At 64.4% G+C, this 16,963-nt stretch carries 10 protein-coding genes; 3 read left to right on the top strand and 7 right to left on the bottom strand.

Going from position 1 to position 16,963, the window contains the following annotated elements:
- Positions 1–52: 52 nt before the first annotated feature.
- On the bottom strand, positions 53–6,808 hold the full coding sequence (locus C7I55_RS29260) for a tandem-95 repeat protein (protein WP_106514086.1): 6,756 nt from the start codon (positions 6,806–6,808) through the stop codon (positions 53–55).
- Between the two features lie 427 nt (positions 6,809–7,235).
- Between C7I55_RS29260 and C7I55_RS16360 the strand changes: the two genes are divergently transcribed.
- From C7I55_RS16360 to C7I55_RS16350, 3 genes are read left to right on the top strand one after another with little or no spacing between them, the layout of a single operon-like run.
- Positions 7,236–7,763 carry a phage tail protein gene (locus C7I55_RS16360; RefSeq protein WP_106514085.1) on the top strand — a complete coding sequence of 176 codons (528 nt, stop codon included), beginning with the start codon at positions 7,236–7,238 and terminating at the stop codon, positions 7,761–7,763.
- A 56-nt stretch (positions 7,764–7,819) separates the two neighbouring features.
- Entirely contained in the window at positions 7,820–8,362 is a 543-nt protein-coding gene (locus C7I55_RS16355; protein WP_106514084.1) for a phage tail protein, read from the top strand.
- Between the two features lie 28 nt (positions 8,363–8,390).
- Positions 8,391–8,939, top strand: a complete 549-nt coding sequence (locus C7I55_RS16350) for a phage tail protein (protein ID WP_106514083.1) — start codon at positions 8,391–8,393, stop codon at positions 8,937–8,939.
- A 292-nt stretch (positions 8,940–9,231) separates the two neighbouring features.
- Here the strand turns inward: C7I55_RS16350 and C7I55_RS16345 are convergent, their stop codons facing one another.
- The 6 genes from C7I55_RS16345 to C7I55_RS16325 form a co-directional block, all read right to left on the bottom strand.
- Positions 9,232–9,768: a DUF4240 domain-containing protein gene (locus tag C7I55_RS16345; RefSeq protein ID WP_158266455.1), complete on the bottom strand. Its 537-nt coding sequence runs from the start codon at positions 9,766–9,768 to the stop codon at positions 9,232–9,234.
- 605 nt (positions 9,769–10,373) lie between these two features.
- On the bottom strand, positions 10,374–13,892 hold the full coding sequence (locus C7I55_RS16340) for a tandem-95 repeat protein (protein WP_106514081.1): 3,519 nt from the start codon (positions 13,890–13,892) through the stop codon (positions 10,374–10,376).
- A 232-nt stretch (positions 13,893–14,124) separates the two neighbouring features.
- On the bottom strand, positions 14,125–14,667 hold the full coding sequence (locus C7I55_RS16335; RefSeq protein WP_106514080.1) for a 2OG-Fe(II) oxygenase: 543 nt from the start codon (positions 14,665–14,667) through the stop codon (positions 14,125–14,127).
- A gap of 343 nt (positions 14,668–15,010) precedes the next feature.
- Entirely contained in the window at positions 15,011–15,691 is a 681-nt protein-coding gene (locus tag C7I55_RS16330; protein ID WP_233222252.1) for a sigma-70 family RNA polymerase sigma factor, read from the bottom strand.
- Positions 15,692–15,742: 51 nt separating this feature from the next.
- On the bottom strand, positions 15,743–15,880 hold the full coding sequence (locus C7I55_RS28530) for a hypothetical protein (protein ID WP_199192854.1): 138 nt from the start codon (positions 15,878–15,880) through the stop codon (positions 15,743–15,745).
- Positions 15,881–15,949: 69 nt separating this feature from the next.
- Complete coding sequence (locus tag C7I55_RS16325) at positions 15,950–16,744, bottom strand: response regulator (RefSeq protein WP_106514079.1); 795 nt, start codon at positions 16,742–16,744, stop codon at positions 15,950–15,952.
- Between the last annotated feature and the right edge of the window lie 219 nt (positions 16,745–16,963).

Genomic DNA, 16,963 nt, shown 5'->3' with positions numbered 1-16,963 from the left:
TGGCAACGACATGGTCGAGGTGGAAGCCTGAAAGAGCGTCCACCTCGATCGCTCAGAGGAAGTAGGCCGAAGTTGCGTCGAGCGGCGCCACCGGTTGTGCGAACTCGATCACATAATCCTGGCCGGCCTGGTAGGATCCGTCGCCATTGCCGTCGATCACTGCGAAGGTGCGGCCGGTGAAATCGCCGCTGCTGGCCGTGAACAGGACCGCCGAGTGGCCGTTGAGCGAAGCGTTCACCGCCGCCGCGAGGTCACCGTCGAAGCTGGCGGTGCTGAGCCCGCCGGCGCTGACGGTGCCGCTCCATCCGCTGACCGCGAACGGCAGGTCGATGCGGTCGACGAAGGTGCTGAACTTCTCGATCGTGTCGAAGCCGAGGCCGGTGGACTCCGCCGCCGACGCATAGACGAACGTATCGCCGCCGCTGCCGCCGTTCAGGATGTCACGCCCGAGGCCGCCGCTGATCCGGTCGTCGCCGAGCCCGCCATAGAGCGTGTCGTTGCCGGCGCCGCCATCGACGACATCGTTCTGCCTGCCCGCAACGAGCAGATCGTCGCCGGCGCCGCCGAGGATGCGGTAGCGGCCGTTCGCTTCCGCCATGCCGAGGAAGGTCAGCGTCTCTCCGGCGACCAGGCTCGTCGCATCGACCAGCAATTGCTCGCCGGCCGCGACATTGCCGTCCGCCATGGTCAGATAATAGTCGAAATCCGCGCCGCCGCCGCTGCCGAGCCGCAGCCGCTCGATCGAGATCATCTGGGTCTCGCCGAACGTATAGGAATAGTCGCCGGCGAGCTGCAGCGCATCCTCGCCGCCGCCGCCATCGACGCTGTCGCCCGACTCCCATTGGTCGCCGAAATAGAAGCGATCATTGGCATTGCCGGGGCCGCCATCGCCATGATCGTGGCCGCCTTGCTGGAACAGGAACTGGTCGGCGCCGCTGGTGCCGGTCGTGGTGTCGTCACCGGCACCGCCGTCGATGTAACCATCGGTGGCCAGCGTGATCGCAATCGCGTCCTGATCGGTCTTGGTCCCACCGGTGCCGGCGACGCCGAGATCGCTGGTCGTCACCGTCAGCGACTCAGCGCCGTGATAGTTGAGCGCGCCGCGGTAGACGAGGCCGTCGAGCGCGGCGTTGATCGCCGCGGCGGTGCCGCTGAACGTCATCGTGGAGTCTCCGGTGCCGTCGCCGACACTGAAGCTGAGGCCCGCTATGCCGGACAGGGTCAGCAGTCCGTTCGCGACGCTCAAGTTGACCTGTAACGTGCTCGCCTCGGCGTCCGACACGGTGATCGCATTGCCGTTCGCCGCCGAGAAGACCAGGTTCGAATCCTCGGTCCCGGCCTGCGTCGACGTCAGACTGTTCAGCGGCGCATCATTCACTGCGGTCACTGCGATCGTGGTCGTTGCGGTGACGCTGCTGGCGGTGCCGTCGTTCACCGACCAGGTCAGCGTGCGGCTCGTTCCCGGTGTCTGACTGGTCGATTCGAAGCCGATCTGACGCAGCACGCTCTGGTAGACGGCGGCCGTGGCGCTGCCTGTGAGTGTCAGGATTCCCGTGGCCGCACTGTACCCGATCGTCAGGCCGCTGATCGTGCCCGCGGTCGCGCCGTTTACCGTCAGATAATCCTGCCCGGAAATCAGACCGCCGCTGATCGTGACGGTGGCGCTTTGGAGTGTCGCATTGTCGGCATCGCCGACCAGCAGACCGGCATGAAGGAAGCCGGACGCCGCATTTTCCGTGTAGGTGCCGGTTCCGTCGACACCGGCGGTCGCGCCGTTGAGATCGAGGGTCGGCACATCGTTCACCGCCGTGACGATCACCGAGCTGGTGTAGCTCGCCGTGTCGGCGCCGCCGTCTCCGTCGACCAGGGTATAGTGAACGGTGCGCGTGCCCGCCGTCGGCGTCTCGCCCGTGTTGGTGTAGGACAATCCGCGGAGAAGCTGCTGGATCAGCGCCGGCGTGGCATCCCCGTTCAGCGTAACCGTGAAGCCGATCTGCGGGCCGGAAATGGTCGGGGCATAGGTGCCGATCACGACACCGGACACCTCGACCTCCGCTGTCGTCTCATCGACGCTGATGCTTGGATCGAGCACGATCGCGTCGTCGCCGACCGCGTCCATCGTGATGGTGACCGATCCGCCGGCGAAGTTGGTGCTGTCCACATCGGCGACGATGGCGTTGTTGCCGTCATCGAGCTGCACCGGTGCGCCGTTCTCGGTATAAGCGACACTGTCGCCGCCCAGACCCGAGACCGTGGGCGCGTCATTCACCGCCGTGACGGTGAGCGAGGCCGTCGCAGTGGCCGTGTTTCCGAAGCCGTCGCTGATCGTGTAATCGAACGAAGCGGCGCCGACGAAATTCGTCGAGGGCGTGAACGTGACCACACCGGCCGTGACGCTCGCGGTCCCGCCGACGAAATTCGACACGCCGACGATCGTGAGGGTGTTGTTCTCCGCATCGGTGTCGTTGCCGGTGAGCTCGGTCGACAATTGGATCGGAGTGTCCTCGACAACGGTGAACGGCCCGTCATTGTTGGCAACCGGTGCGATATTGTCCGCGAGCACGTCGATGGTGATGGTGTTCGCCGAAGCATCCGTATCGACGCCGCCACCGGCCGTCCCGCCATTGTCGCGAACCTGGAAGTTGAAGCTGGCATAGCCGGCGCCGAACGCGTCCGGAGCGGGCACGAAGGTGAACAGCCCGCCGGTAATGTCCGCCGCGGTGATGAACTGGTTGAGCGTGACGTCGACACCGTTGAGCTTCAACGTTCCGGCACCCGGCAGGGAGCTGACCACGATTCCGGCAAAAGCGTTGCCGTCCGTATCGCTGAAGCCGAAATTGGACGTCAGGAAGACATAGGGATCGTCCTCGCTGCCGGTCACGGTGGCATTGGTGCCGGCGGGCGCATCGTTCACGGCGGTGACGTTGACGGTCGCGGTGACCGTGACGTCGTCGTCTCCGCCATTGGTGCGGCCGTCGCCGTCGACCAGCGAGATCGAGACCGTGCGCGCGGCCACCGCCGGATCGACACTGTTCGAATTGGCGTAATTGAGCGCCGCGATCAGCGTCTGGATTCGCGCTGCGGTGGCGTTCGCGGTGTCGAAGGTGACGACGAGATCGCCGCCGTCGGCGCCGCCGCCGCTGAGCGTGCCGATCGCCTGACCGCCGACCGAGACCACGCCGGCCGCGACGGCGACGGTGCCGCTGGTGTCGACCCCGAGCACGTCCTCGCTCCCCACCTTGTTCGCGGTGATCGAGACGGTGAGGCTGCCGCCATTGAAATCGACGCTGTCGGTGTCCGCGACCGTGACATTGCCGGTCGGATCCAGCTTCACGGCGGCGCCGCCTTCGACGAAGGTGGCGGTGTCGCCCTGGACGTTGCCGATCGTCGGGGCATCGTTGACCGAGATCACCGTCACGTTGGCGGTTGCCGTTTCGGTGACGCCGCCCGACGTGACCGTGTAGGTGAAGCTGTCGGCGCCGTTGTAATTGCCGGTCGGCGTGTAGACGACATAATCGTCAGCGGTGTTGCCCGCCGTGCCGTTATTGTTGATCGACACCGTGCCGTGAAGCGCCGAGCCGACCGCCGTGATCGCGCGTCCGGCATTTTCGAAGCCGTCGTTGCCGAGCAGATCCAGCGTGTTGGCGCCGCTATCCTCGAGCACGTTGATCGTGTCGTTGGCAATGTCGGCCACCGCGGACACATTCACCGTGACGGTGGCGGTCTCGGTCACGCCGCCGGACGTCACCGTGTAGGTGAAGCTGTCGGTACCGTTGTAATCGGCGGTCGGCGTGTAGACGATGTAATCATCGCTGCCGACGCCGGGCGTGCCGTTGTTGTTGATCGTGACAGTGCCGTGGGCGGCGGTGCCCACCGCGGTGATCGCGCGCGTCGGATCTTCGAAGCTGTCATTGGCGAGAACGTCGAGCGTGGTGGCGCCGGCGTCTTCGGCGATGTTGACCGTGTCGTTGGCGATGTCGGCGACCGCGGAGAGCGTGACGTTGACCGTCGCGGTCTCGGTCGCGCCGCCCGACGTCACGGTGTAGGTGAAGCTGTCGGTGCCGTTATAATCCGCATTGGCCGTATATTGCAGGAAGTCGTCGGCGAAATTGCCGGCCGTGCCGTTGTCGTTGAGGACGACGGTGCCGTGCGCGCCCTGGGTGAACGCAGTGATGGCGTGGCCGGGATTCTCGAACGTGTCGTTGGCCTGGACGGTCACGCTTGCAATCGCCGCATCCTCGGCGATGTTCAGCGCGTCGTTGGCGATGTCCGCGACGGCCGTGACGGTGATCGCAACCGTGTCGCTGTCCTGCTCGCTGGTGCCGGTTCCGGTCAGCCCCGGATCGTTGCCGTTGAGGCCGAGATCGTTGGTCGTCAGCGTCAGCGTGTCGGCGCCATGATAATCGAGGGTCGGCGTGTAGACGAGGCCATTGAGCGCCGCGTTGATCGCGTTGGCGGTGCCGCTGAAGGTCATCGTCGCATCGCCGGACCCGTCGCCGACGCTGAAGCTCAGGCCGGCGATTCCGGACAGCGTCAGGGTGCCGTGCACGACGGCCACCGTCACCTGCAGCGACTGGCTGCTTGGATCGGCGTCTACGTCGGAGATGCTGATCAGATTGCCGTTGGCGCTGTTGAACGTCCGCGTGCCGTCTTCGGCAAAGCTCTGTGCACCGGACACGCTGTTGACGGGCGCGTCGTTGATTCCGGTGATCGTGACGCTGTTGCTGATCTCGTCCGAATAGAGCAGGCCGTCGAACACCGAGGCGGAAATGGTACGGGTGCCCGCCGCGCCGAAAGCAGTGACGTTGTCGCCGCTCGTCGAGAAATTGACGAGGGCGATCGCCGCTGCATATTCGGCCACCGTCGCAACGCCGCTCAGCGTCATCTGGCCGTTGGCCTGATTGTAGCTGTAGGTGATTCCGGAGCCGGCGATGGTGCCGCTCTGCGTGCCGTTGATCGTCAGGATGTCCTGATGCGTCGCACCCGACTGGAAATTGCCGGACACGCGGACCAGCGCACCGCGCAGTTCGTCGCCTGAATTGGGCGTGTCGATGTCGGAGGCGGTGAGGCCGGTATAAAGCCCGACCCGCGTCGTCTCGCCTGAAGCCGGCGCGTTGCTTGCCTCGGTGACCGCAAGGCTGGCGATCGCGGTGCCGACCAAAGTCGGTGCGTGCTGGATTTCGAGCCCCTGCGGGCCGAGGCCGTTGATGTTGCCGACGGTGGCGAGCAGGGTCGGCGTGCCCGGCACGGTGAGGCTGCCGCGATAAACGCCGCCATCGCCGACCTCCGCGTTCGCGCCGGTCTCGTCGATCACATAATAGCTGCCGGTCGCGTTATCGACCTCGATATAATAAAGCAGGCCGAGCGGTCCGGTGCTGCCGTTCTGGGTATAGAGATTGGTGACCGAGCCGTTCGACGGATCATAGACCCAGACGCCGCCGCGATAGGTGGTGACGCCGTTGCCGTCATTGTCGAGGTTGACGGTGCCGGTGACGATGTAGAGCCTGCCGGTGATCGGATCGACGTCGACGCCGCGGATCGATCCGCGCTCGACGGGCCAGCTGTCATTGCCGAGTTCGCCTCCCTCGCCGCCGACCGAAGTGTCGCCATTGGCGCCGAAGTTGATCTGGCTGAAGCTGAGCGAATTGGCGGCGTTGGATCCGGTGAGCCCGCTCGCCACGAACACCCGGTTGGTGTCGATCACGTCGGTGCCGAACACGCTCGTGACGCTGCTGCTGCCGAGATAGACGGTGCCGGTCGCGTAGTTGATGGTCAGCTGGGTGATGAACGAGTCGCTGGAGAGCGTGGTCAGGATCGTACCCGTCTGCGCAGCCGCATTGTAGTCGATGCGGACGAGGCTGTTCTCGACGTCGAAATAGATCTTCTGCGTGGCGGGATCGATCGACAGGGTGCGCATGCTGCCGGTCGGCCCGGTGCCGACATTGCTGTACAGCACGGTGAAATTCGGCACCGCGCCCGGATTGGCCAATAGCTCGCTGATGCTGCCCTGGATGATGCGGTTGTTGCCGTTCAGGTCCGCGTCGACGAAGAAATATTTGTCGTTGACGGTGTCGAGCGTGATGTCGCTCGGGTGGAAGAGCTGGGCTGCGTTCTGGAACGCCTGGACCACCTGATAGCCGACGCTCCCGGACGAATAGGTGCCGTCAAGATTGATGGTGACGATCGCCTCGCCGGCACCGGATCCAGCGACCCAGATCTGCGCGTCGGGCGCCGTCGCGGCCGGTCCGCCGGTGGTTCCGTCCTGCGGGCTGTTGTCGTTTTGCACCCAGTCGGTGTTGTTGTTGATCTGGCTGAACAGCTCGCCGTAATTGATATTGTGGGTGCGCGTGCCGAATTCGGCATTGTCGACCGCGATCGAAACTGCCGAGACACCGTTGGTCAGGCCTGTGTTGAGCAGCTCGTTGCCGTCGAAGCCGACGCTGCCGTCGGCCACGTCGACTGCATGGAGGAATCGGGACGGCGTGTTGATCCCGCCCTGATAGGCGTAAACCGTTTCCCCGGCGTCGGAGAGATCGATTCCGGCGGCGAGCAACTGCGCCTGGGTGATCGTGACCACCGTCCCCGCCGGAAGATCGACCCCGGCTGTGTAGGTGAAGGTGCCTTCGTTGCCCCCGGCACCCGCGAATACGCTGCCGTTCCAGCTGCGATCGGAGAAGAAGATCTGGGTGCCCGAGCCGATCGGCGCCAGCAGCATGAAGGTGATGGCGTCGCGCTGCGGATTGCCGTTGTCTTCGGTGTTGACGCCGATGATGGCGATCTGGCCGACGCTGAGGGTCGTAGCAACCATGTCAATATTCCCCACAGGGCAAGCGCCGCACCCCCCACAGGCACCGGTCCGCGATAACAGCCCTATCGCGCCTCCATGACATAGAAGAGGTGCACTTGCTAGTGGATTGCCCCGATTGGTCCGAAATGGACCGAGCGGCGAAATCCAGTTTCTACAAACAGTTATTGCTTGGCGCCGCAAATTCCACAGACTCTCGCAAGTGATCGCAAGAAGCCTCTCAGATCGCGTTTGACAGCCACGCGGGTTACGATCACATTGCAACCGAGCGGGGGGAATGAATCAATGGTCGACTCTTTGAGCCGCGGTGAAGGCGTATCCACCGTTGACGCTCGAGGCCTGGGCATCACGCGCCAGGAGTTCACCCCTTCCACCCTGACGCGCAACGCGGCCCCGGTCGACGCCGGACGTCCACAGAAAGGGATCAAGCATGGCGCAGCCCTATGTCGGTGAGATTCGCATGTTTGCGGGAAATTTTCCGCCGAACGGATGGATGTTCTGCAATGGCAACCTTCTTCCGATCTCGGAAAATGAAACGCTCTTTCAGTTGATCGGTACGACTTACGGCGGCGACGGCCAGGAAACCTTCGCCTTGCCGAATTTGCAGAGCCGGGTGCCGATCCATTTCGGCAATGGCCCGAACAACATAAGCTACCAGCAGGCGGAAGCCGCCGGCGTTGAAAGCGTGACTCTGACCGTCCAGCAGATACCGTCGCATACGCACCCGATGGCGTCGACCACAACATCGCAAACATTGTCGCCGCAAGGCGCCAAGTTTGCCGACATCACGAGCAGCACGGCCGGGGTTACGGCCTATGCGACGGGGAACGCGGCAACGCCCCTGCTGCCGCAACTCATCGGTCCGGCCGGCGGCAGCCAGCCGCACGAGAACGTGCAACCCTTTCTGTGCGTGAATTACATCATTTCACTGTTCGGGATCTTTCCGTCGCCGACGTGAGTGGCTCTGCGTGATCGTTTCGCAGCAACTTTCTTCTATCTTCCCGGAGTGGTGATATGGCAGATCCGTTCGTGGCCGAGATCCGGATGTTCGGATTCAATTTCGCACCAAAAGGCTGGGCATTCTGCAACGGGCAGCTGATGCCGATCTCGCAGAACACGGCCCTGTTCTCCTTGCTCGGCACCACCTACGGAGGTGACGGGAAGTCGAATTTCGCGCTCCCCGATCTGTCCGGCAACGTGGCGATGCATCCCGGCCAGGGCCAGGGGCTCAGCCTGCGGGATCTGGGGGAGCAATCGGGAACGCCGACGGTCACCCTGCTCCAGTCCGAGATTCCGGCCCACAATCACATGATGCAGGCGTTGAACGCCAATGCGTCCACCGCCGTCGCCAGCGGTAATGCGCTGGCCAAGGGGCGCTATTCGACGGGGCCGACGAACGGCGCGATCGCCTTCTACAACACCGTCTCGACGTTCGTGACGATGGATCCGTTGGCGATCGGAATCACTGGCGGCAGCCTGCCGCACAACAATATGATGCCGTATCTCGCGCTGAATTTCTGCATCGCCCTTCAGGGCGTCTTCCCGCCGCGCCCCTAGCCCCCCTGGACATCGAGGAGCATCGAACATGAGCGAGCCTTTCCTGGGGCAGATCCAGATCTTCAGCTTTGATTTTCCGCCGAAGGGCTGGGCATTCTGCAATGGCCAGCTTCTGCCCATCAACCAGAACCAGGCCTTGTTCGCTTTGCTCGGCACAGCCTATGGTGGCAACGGGCAGACCGTTTTCGCATTGCCCAATCTGCAGGGACGCGTCCCGCTCCATTTTTTCGGATCGCCCTATCCGCTTGGAAACGCCGGCGGCGAAACCTACCACACGATCACGATCGACGAGTTGCCGCAGCACAATCACAGCATGAGCGCGCTGCCGGGAACCGGATCGGCGGATGTCCAGGGCATCACGCCGGGGGCGACCAAGGCTCCGGCCCAGGCGCTCGTCTCCCTCCAGGGCGGCGGAACCAATCAGGCCCAGCTCTACGGCACCGGCGCGACGAACGGCGCGATGACGCCTACGACGATCACCAATGTCGGCGGCAGCCAACCGCACGAGAACCGCCAACCGTATCTGGTGCTTAATTTCTGCATCGCGCTGCAGGGCATCTTCCCAAGCCAGAATTGAGCCGGCGCCAGGACTTCCGCCGGGCGAGCATCGTCTGGAGCGTGATCGGATCAGGCTGAATAGCCCCGATCCGTGAATCATGCTCGCGTCCCTGGTTTGAAGCGTCCGGTAATCGGGCGGAATCGCCCGTGCCTCGAAAACCGCTCCAATCCAGGAAGCTAGAGCGGGCGCTCCGATCCGATCGGGACGCAAACCGTTCTGAATTCAAAGGCATTCATCCGGCGGCGTGACAGCGAGCAAGCGCCTGTCAGCCCCCGCCTCGAATCCACCATGCCGACGCGCACCGGGGCTTTCACATCCCCGCGCTCGTGAAACGCCGCCACAGATGCGGATATTGCCTGGCGAGCAAAGCGTCGTCTTCCCGGAACGGCGTGCCTTGCGGGCCGCTCTGGACCTCGGACCCCGGATCGAACCGGATCATCTCCGCGGGGCTCTTGCCGGTTTTCTCACTCCAGATCTCCGGAGCGACATACAGGATGTGTTCGAATTCCATCGCGTCTGCGTCGTTGGGGGCGATGTCGGCAAGACTGTCGGGCGATCCCAGCACACGCTCGAACGCGTCCCGCCCCTGCGCGATCAGCCAGGCGCGGAAATATTCGAAGCCGTCATCGGACGCGCCGCCCATCGCCACGAAGGCAGCCCCCCAGAGGTCCCAGCGATAGCTTCGCCACATCTGCCGGTCGAATTGCGCCTGGAAGCGCTGGATGTCGTCAGGCTCCAGATCGGCGAGCGCCGCGCGCAAGGCGGCCAGCCGCGCCTCCCGATCGGGACGGCCGAATTGCTCGATCAAGGCCCAGAAGCGCGCCTCGTCCATGCCGTTCGTCACCATCGCCCGCTCCTTCTGGTCCGCTGCCGGCGCTTCACTGGCCCCACATGGCGTCCCGCAGAGGATCGTCAACATCGCCGCCGCGCGAACGTGATTTCGCATCAAGTCCCCCTGCCCCCCAGCCGATCAGCGCCTGATCGATCAGACCGACCTTGCCATTCCTCCGCTAGGCAGCACCAGTGAATAGGGGTCCTGCTTTCTTTCGAATGCCTGCGGCCGAGGGTGAGCCCGGAGCCGTGAAGCGCGATACGAGACGGCTGTTTGCCGAGGGCACTCCGGAGATCGGATCCGTCGCAGGGCGCAGCGAACGCGATCCTCGATGGTCGGTACCGCCTGATCCGCTCTTCCGAACCGGGCCGGCAGGCTGGTGCGGCCCTCGCGCCGGACCTGCATACCCCGCAACGCCACTTCCCGAGGATCTCCCGATGCGTCCGTCCCTGTTTACCTGGGAAATTGTATCTCGACGAGAAGAGCCGCGTAACGGACTGGCAAACGGCGACCCGCACCCGGCCCTGCGCCGCCGCCGAGGTGACGAAGGTGGGCGGTGCGCGCGCCGCGTGACGCAGGTGGAATGACGCAGGTGGCGGGGCCACCCGCGTCATCCTGGCTCAGGGTACGAACACGACGTCGGTCGAGTGGACGGTTCCCGGGCCCTGGATCGTCACATATTCCGTGAAGCCGTGATCGTTGATCTTCCAGACGTCGCCGCCGACGTGGCTGAACGTCGTTCCCGCCGCATAGCCCTGCAGGACGATCGAATCACCGGCGAACCTGCCGTTGCCGTCGAAGTCGGTGATCAGATCGCCATGCGCTTCGCCCTTGCGGAAGACGAAGACGTCGTTGCCCGAGTCTCCGGTCAGATCGTCGGCATCGTCGCCGCCGTCGATCCGATCGTTGCCGGATCCGCCGAGCACTTGATCCTGGCCGCTGCCGCCGTTCAGCTGGTCGTTGCCGCCATTGCCGGTGAGGATGTCGTTGCCGGTACCGCCCGAGAGGATGTCGTTGCCGTCGGAAGCAGTTTCGAACAGGCCGTTGTCGCCGGCGATGATGTCGTTGCCGCCGCCGCCGGTCAGTGTGTCGTTGCCGAGGCCGCCAACGAAGATGTCGGTCTCGATGCCGCCGACCATCGTGTTGGCCGTGCCATCGCCGATCACGAACTCGCCATGATCGTCCTCGACTCCGACGACCATGTCGAATTGCGATATCCCACCCTGATTGTCGTTGACCTGCACTCGAATGGTGTGGCTGCTCTGCTGCTCGTAATCGATCAGCAGTCCGTTCTGCACCGTCACGACGCCGGCGGTGCTGATGTCGAACCGGCCGCCGGCGTCGTTGACCAGAGTGTAGGTGAAGCTGCTGCTGTCCGGGTCCTGGGCGACCACGGTGCCGACCACCGTGCTGTTGTTCGGGAACTCTTCCACCGACAGCGTGCCGCTGACGCCAGTCGGCGCGTCGTTTGCCGGGGTCACCGTCACCGCGATCGCCTGCTCGACGATGCCGCCCTGTCCATCGCTGACGAGAATCGTGAAGCTGTCGCTGCCATTGTAATTGGCCGCCGGCGTGTAGATGTAGGTCCCTGCAGCCTGGTTGAAGCTGACGCTGCCATGCGCGGCGCCGAAGCCCGGCTTGACGCTATAGGTGAGCGTGTCGCCGTCGACATCGGCCGCATTGACCGCCTGTGCCGCGGATGCGGTGTCCTCGGCGGTGGTCACCGCGCCGGTCGTGGGCGCGGTCGGTGCGTCGTTGACCGGCGTCACGGTGACGGAGACGACCTGCTCGGCGGTGCCGCCCTGGCCGTCGCTGATCAGGATGGTGAAGCTGTCCGGGCCGTTGTAATTCGCGCCCGGCGTATAGGTATAGGTCCCATTGACCTGGTCGAAGCTGACGTTGCCGTGCGCGGCCCCGAAGCCGGGCTTCAGGGAATAAGACAGCGTGTCGCCTTCGATATCGCTCGCGCCGATCGCCTGGGCAGCCGATGCCGTGTCTTCGGCCGTGGCGACCGCGCCCGCGGCGGGTGCCGTCGGCGCGTCGTTGACCGGGGTCACCGTCACCGACACCACCTGCTCCGCGGTGCCGCCCTGACCGTCGTCGATCAGGATGGTGAATCCGTCCGGACCGTTGTAGTTCGCGCTCGGCGTATAGGTGTAGGTGCCGCCGGCCTGGTCGAAGCTGACGCTGCCATTGGCCGGGCCGAAGCCGGGTTTCACCGAATAGGTCAGGGTGTCGCCGTCGGGATCGGCCGCGCCGATCGTCTGGGCCGCCGAGGCGGTATCCTCCGCCGTGCTGACGGAGCCAGTGGGGGGGGCGGTCGGATCGTCGTTGATCGAAATGACGGTCACGGTGATCACCTGCTCCGCCGTTCCGCCTTCACCGTCCGAGATCAGGATGGTGAAGCTGTCGGTGCCGTCGAAATTGGGGCTCGGCGTGTAGGTGTAGGTACCGTTCACTTGATCGAAGCTGACGGTGCCGTTGGCAGCTTCGAAGCCGGGTTTCTGCGCATAATTGAGGCTCAGGCTGTCGACGTCGATTGCGCCGATCGCTTGGGGCACGGCGGGAGAGCCTTCGAGCGTCGAGACCGATCCGGTCGCCGGCGCGGTCGGGGCGTCATTGATGTCGACGACGTTGATCACCGCGTCGGTTTCGTCGCTGAACAGCAAGCCGTCGAACGTCTGATAGGACAAAGTGCGGGTTGGGCTCGCGCCGTAATCGTCGGGATTGTCGCCGCTGATCGAGTAGGACACGAGCGACAGCGCGGCTTCGTAATCGTCGAAGCTGCCGATACCGGTCAGCGTCAGTACGCCGGTCGCAGCGTCGTAGCTGAAGCCGATGCCGTTGACCGTGCCGCTGGTTGCGCCGTTGATCGTCAGCAATTCCTGCCCGGGCGCAGAGCCGAAGCCCGCCGAGATGCGGACCCGCGCGCCCGCGAGCTGGTCGGTCTGTCCGGCCGTGTCGAGATCGTAGACATCGAGGGCACCGAGCGCGGCGGCGGCGCTGCTCTGTCCGGATCCGGGGCCGGCCGCCTCGGCCGTCGCCGCACCGGTGGACACGCCGGCCAGGGTCGGCGCGCTGACGAGCTCGAGGCCTTGCGGGATCATGCCTGCGGGTAGGGTTGCGAACAGGGTCGGCGTGCCGCCGGCGGTGCTGCCCTGCCAGACTTGGCCGTTGGTCTCGTCGACGACGTAATAGACGCCGTCGGCGCCATCGACCTCGGCATAGTAAAGCTGGCCGGTCGGGCCGTTGACGCCGTCCTGCTGGAAGACGGTCGTGTAGGCGCCGGCCGGGTTGGCGGTAACCGCGTAGGAGAAGATGCCGCCGGGATAAGTGGTGATCTCGGAAAAGTCCTGATCGGTGCTGCTATCGACGTTGACCGTGCCGGTGGTGATGTAGAGCGTGCGGGTCACCGGATCGATGTCGATCCCGCGGATCGTGCCATGCTCCACTGGAAAGCCGCCCGGGATCGGCGGGATGTCGGGGTCGCCATAGGCGCCATCGTCGGGTTCGAAGACCAACTGGTTGAATGCGAGGCTGCTCGACGACGCGGTGAGCCCCGTGGCTTGGTAGACGAAATTGTCCTGGACGAAATCGACGCCGAAGAAGCTGTCGACGACGCTGCTCGCCAGATAGACTTCGCCGTGGAGGTAATCGATGGTGACCTGGGTGATGTAATTGCCCGGCCCCAAATCGGCGAGCACAGTCGCGGTCTGCAACGGTACGTCGTAGACGATCTTGTTGAACGTCGTGCCGTTGTCGAAATAGAGGATGTCGTTCTCGGTATCGACCGAGAGGGTGCGCATGCTTGCGTCCGCGTCGGTGCCGTTATCCTCGTAGAGGATGGTGAGGGCCGGAGCGCCTGGGTTGGCCAGCACCTGCGAGATGCTACCCTGATAGATACGGTTGTCGCCGCTGCTGATGTCGGAGTCGACGAAGAAGAACCGATCGTTGACCGTATCGAGAACGATGTCGCGGGGCGCGTTGAGGTTCGGATTGCCTGCAAGTATGTTCGAAAGGCTGTAACCGGAAGTACCGCCGCTGACCGTCGAGTCGCCGTTGGCGATGATGATCGCCTCGCCGCCGCCGGTGCCGGCGATCCAAAGTTGCTGATCTGGAAAGAGACTGGACGAAGGCATGTTTCTAACCCCCCATAGGATTACCGCTCGCACATCGTACGAGTCCCCGGTGGGCTATTGATGTCACGGAAACGCGGAGCCGGATAGTCGTTTTCGAAGAACAGGTGCAACGCTTAAGCCGTTCAAATAACTATTATCTTGCGCATGACTCGGTGAGGATTACTCAGTGGCATTGAAAAACCTTGCAGCGACTCGACTGCGCTCGCGCCGGTCACGTTTCCGGACGCCACCATCACGCAGAGCCGGTCCAGTTGACCAGCGCCCAGCGTGTGCCGCGAGTGACCGGCGTGACGCGGTGCAAGGCCTGGGAGGGGAAGATCCGCGCAGCGCCTCGGCGCAGCGGACGGGTGCGTTTGAGGGCATGCGGAACGATCTCGAGATCGCCGCCGTCATAATCGCCGGCCTCCGACAACTCGATCGATATCGACAACGTCCGCGCTCCGTGTAGATCGTGGCCGGCATCGCTGTGCCACATCTGGAAGTGGTTGCCCGGACGATAGCGCAGGATCTGGAGATCCTCCCGCATCGGCGCCACGCTCACCCCCATGGCCTGTGCCGCTTCGGCGAACAATCCGTCGACGATGTCGAACAGCCAGCCAGTTTCGCTGCTGCGTGCATGGAAAGACGTATCGACCTGCCGCACCGACGGGTTGGGTGCGTAGCCGTCCTGCCCGAAGACGAGCGCCGGCTGCAACAGGCCCGCCTGGGCAAGCGCAATCGCTCGGTCGCACTCTGACCCCGCGAGCGCATCGGCACGGTCCCAGAAGGGCTGCATCGGATCTCCTGCGCGCGTTCGGGCAAGCGGACCTCCGGATGCGCGCTCTCCAGTGGCTGCTCCGCCGGCCGTCGCCGGGCACCGCGTACGACGCTTCGGCGCTCAAGTGACCGGATGAACCGGCACCAGGATGCCCGACTGCCTCCGCACAGTCGAGCCGGGTTTGTGCGGCGGGTAAAGATCGAGCGCTAGCCGGCCATGCCCCTTGCGGTGCCCAGGGTGTCAACGCTCGATGGACAATCGGGCGACGGGTGCCCTTGCACAAGGCCGGGCCGGAGCGCGCGATCACGGCGCGGAAAGAATGCGGCGGCCGCAGGGGCCGCCGAACCCGGCTCAAGCCGCTTTAAAGATCACGATCGCGGCTGAGGTCGTCGACTTCGCTCATGATGCTCTGCAGCGCCGAATTGCCGTCGGTCTCATGCTCGCGCCGCGACGGCAGCTTGCCCTCGGCGAGCAGATTCTCGAGCGCAACGCGACCGCGCGCGACGCGGCTCTTGATCGTTCCGACCGCGCACCCGCAAATCTCGGCCGCTTCCTCATAAGCAAAGCCGCCGGCGCCGACCAGGATCAGCGCCTCTCGCTGCGGCTGGGGCAGATGGAGCAACGCGCGTTGCATGTCTCCAAGCTCGACATGGCGATCCTGGCTTGCCGGTGCGGCGAGCATCTTGGACGCGGTGATCTCGTCCCACTCGCCCTTGAAGCGGGCGCGCCGCATCTGGCTGAGGAACAGATTCCTGAGGATGATGAAGGTCCACGCGCGCATGTTGGTGCCGGCCTGGAAACGCTTGCGCGCCGCCCATGCCTTGAGCAGCGTTTCCTGCACCAGATCGTCCGCCAGATCGCGGCTTCCGGACAGCGACCGCCCGAACGCGCGGAGATGCGGGATGACCTGCGCAAGCTGGTCCTTGAACTCGTTGTCGGGAAGCGGAACCGGCTCCGGCCGAACTTCTTCCACCTCGTCGATTGATTCAGGCTGATGGCTCAAGCTGGCCCCGTCATGATAGGATGAACTGAAATCGGTCATGCCGCTCAGGCGCGCAGATGCACGCCTCCCTTAAGCTGAGAAGGTAAGCGCTCAGCGCCAGAGAAACAACAGGAGCGCGAAGAGGATCACGACAAGACCGAGGGAGATCGGCAGGATGTACCGCGTCATGTGCGGCGTGGCACCCTGCCGCGCTCGTGTCGTATCGATGTGCGGCTCACCCTCGTCCATAGTCCCTCGGTTCCATTCGTTACAGGTAGGCAACGCCTGCTGGACGAGGGGGTTCCGCGACTATTTGGATCAGGCGGGGATCGTCGCCTGATCGAAGAACAAGGCTTGGGCGATCGCCGCCTTGACGGTCGAGCGCTGGAAAGGCTTGGTGATCAGGAAGGTCGGCTCCGGGCGCTCGCCGGTGAGCAGCCGCTCCGGGAAGGCGGTGATGAAGATCACCGGCACTTGGAATTCCTGCAGGATGTCGCGCACCGCGTCGATTCCGGAGCTGTCGTCGGCAAGCTGGATATCGGCGAGAACCAGGCCTGGGCGACGCGCCATCGCCTGGGCGACCGCTTCGTCGCGGGTCACCGCGACGCCGGTGACGGAGTGACCGAGATCGCGGACGATGGTTTCGATGTCCATCGCAATGATCGGCTCGTCCTCGATGATCAGGACTTCGGCCCGGGTCTGACGCTCGATCTCCGCAAGCGCCTCGGCGACCAGCCGCTCGACCTCGTCGGGCTGCGCGCCGATCAGATAGCCGGCATCTTCCGGAGTAAAGCCTTCCATCGCGGTGAGCAGCAAGGCCTGCCGGGACAGCGGCGTAATCCGGGCCAGCCGCGCCTGGGCGATGCTCTCCGGATCGGCGCCCGATCCTGCGCCCGGATCCTCTTCGATATTGGCCGAAGACCAGATCGCGTGAAAGGTGCGATAAAGGCCGAGCCGCGGATCGACATCCCGCGGAAAGTCGCCCGGCGCGGCGACGATCGCTTCGAGCGTCGCACGCACGAATGCATCGCCATGGCCCTGGCTGCCCGTCAGGGCGCGGGCATAGCGCCGCAGAAACGGAAGGTGGGGGGCGAGATCCTGACCAAGCGACATTCGTTACGACTCCTATTCGATTCCCCGGGGTGTATTGAGAGTGTGCAACGTGCTTTGCAACCCCGCCCCGGAACAGGCACGAGCGCGGGGCGGCATGATAAGAATGCCGTTGGCCCGCCTCGCTTGAAGGGGTGGAACCAATGGCGGAGTTTTTTGTTTCCAACGCCAATCGTGCGCGATTAACTCGCGCGCGGTTCGGGGCTTGCCAGATCCAGTCGC

Origin of the sequence: Allosphingosinicella deserti (assembly GCF_003012735.1) — a bacterium.
GTDB lineage: Bacteria > Pseudomonadota > Alphaproteobacteria > Sphingomonadales > Sphingomonadaceae > Allosphingosinicella > Allosphingosinicella deserti.
Note: the sequence above shows the minus strand (reverse complement) of the source record. Positions and strands in the feature narration are given on the sequence as shown.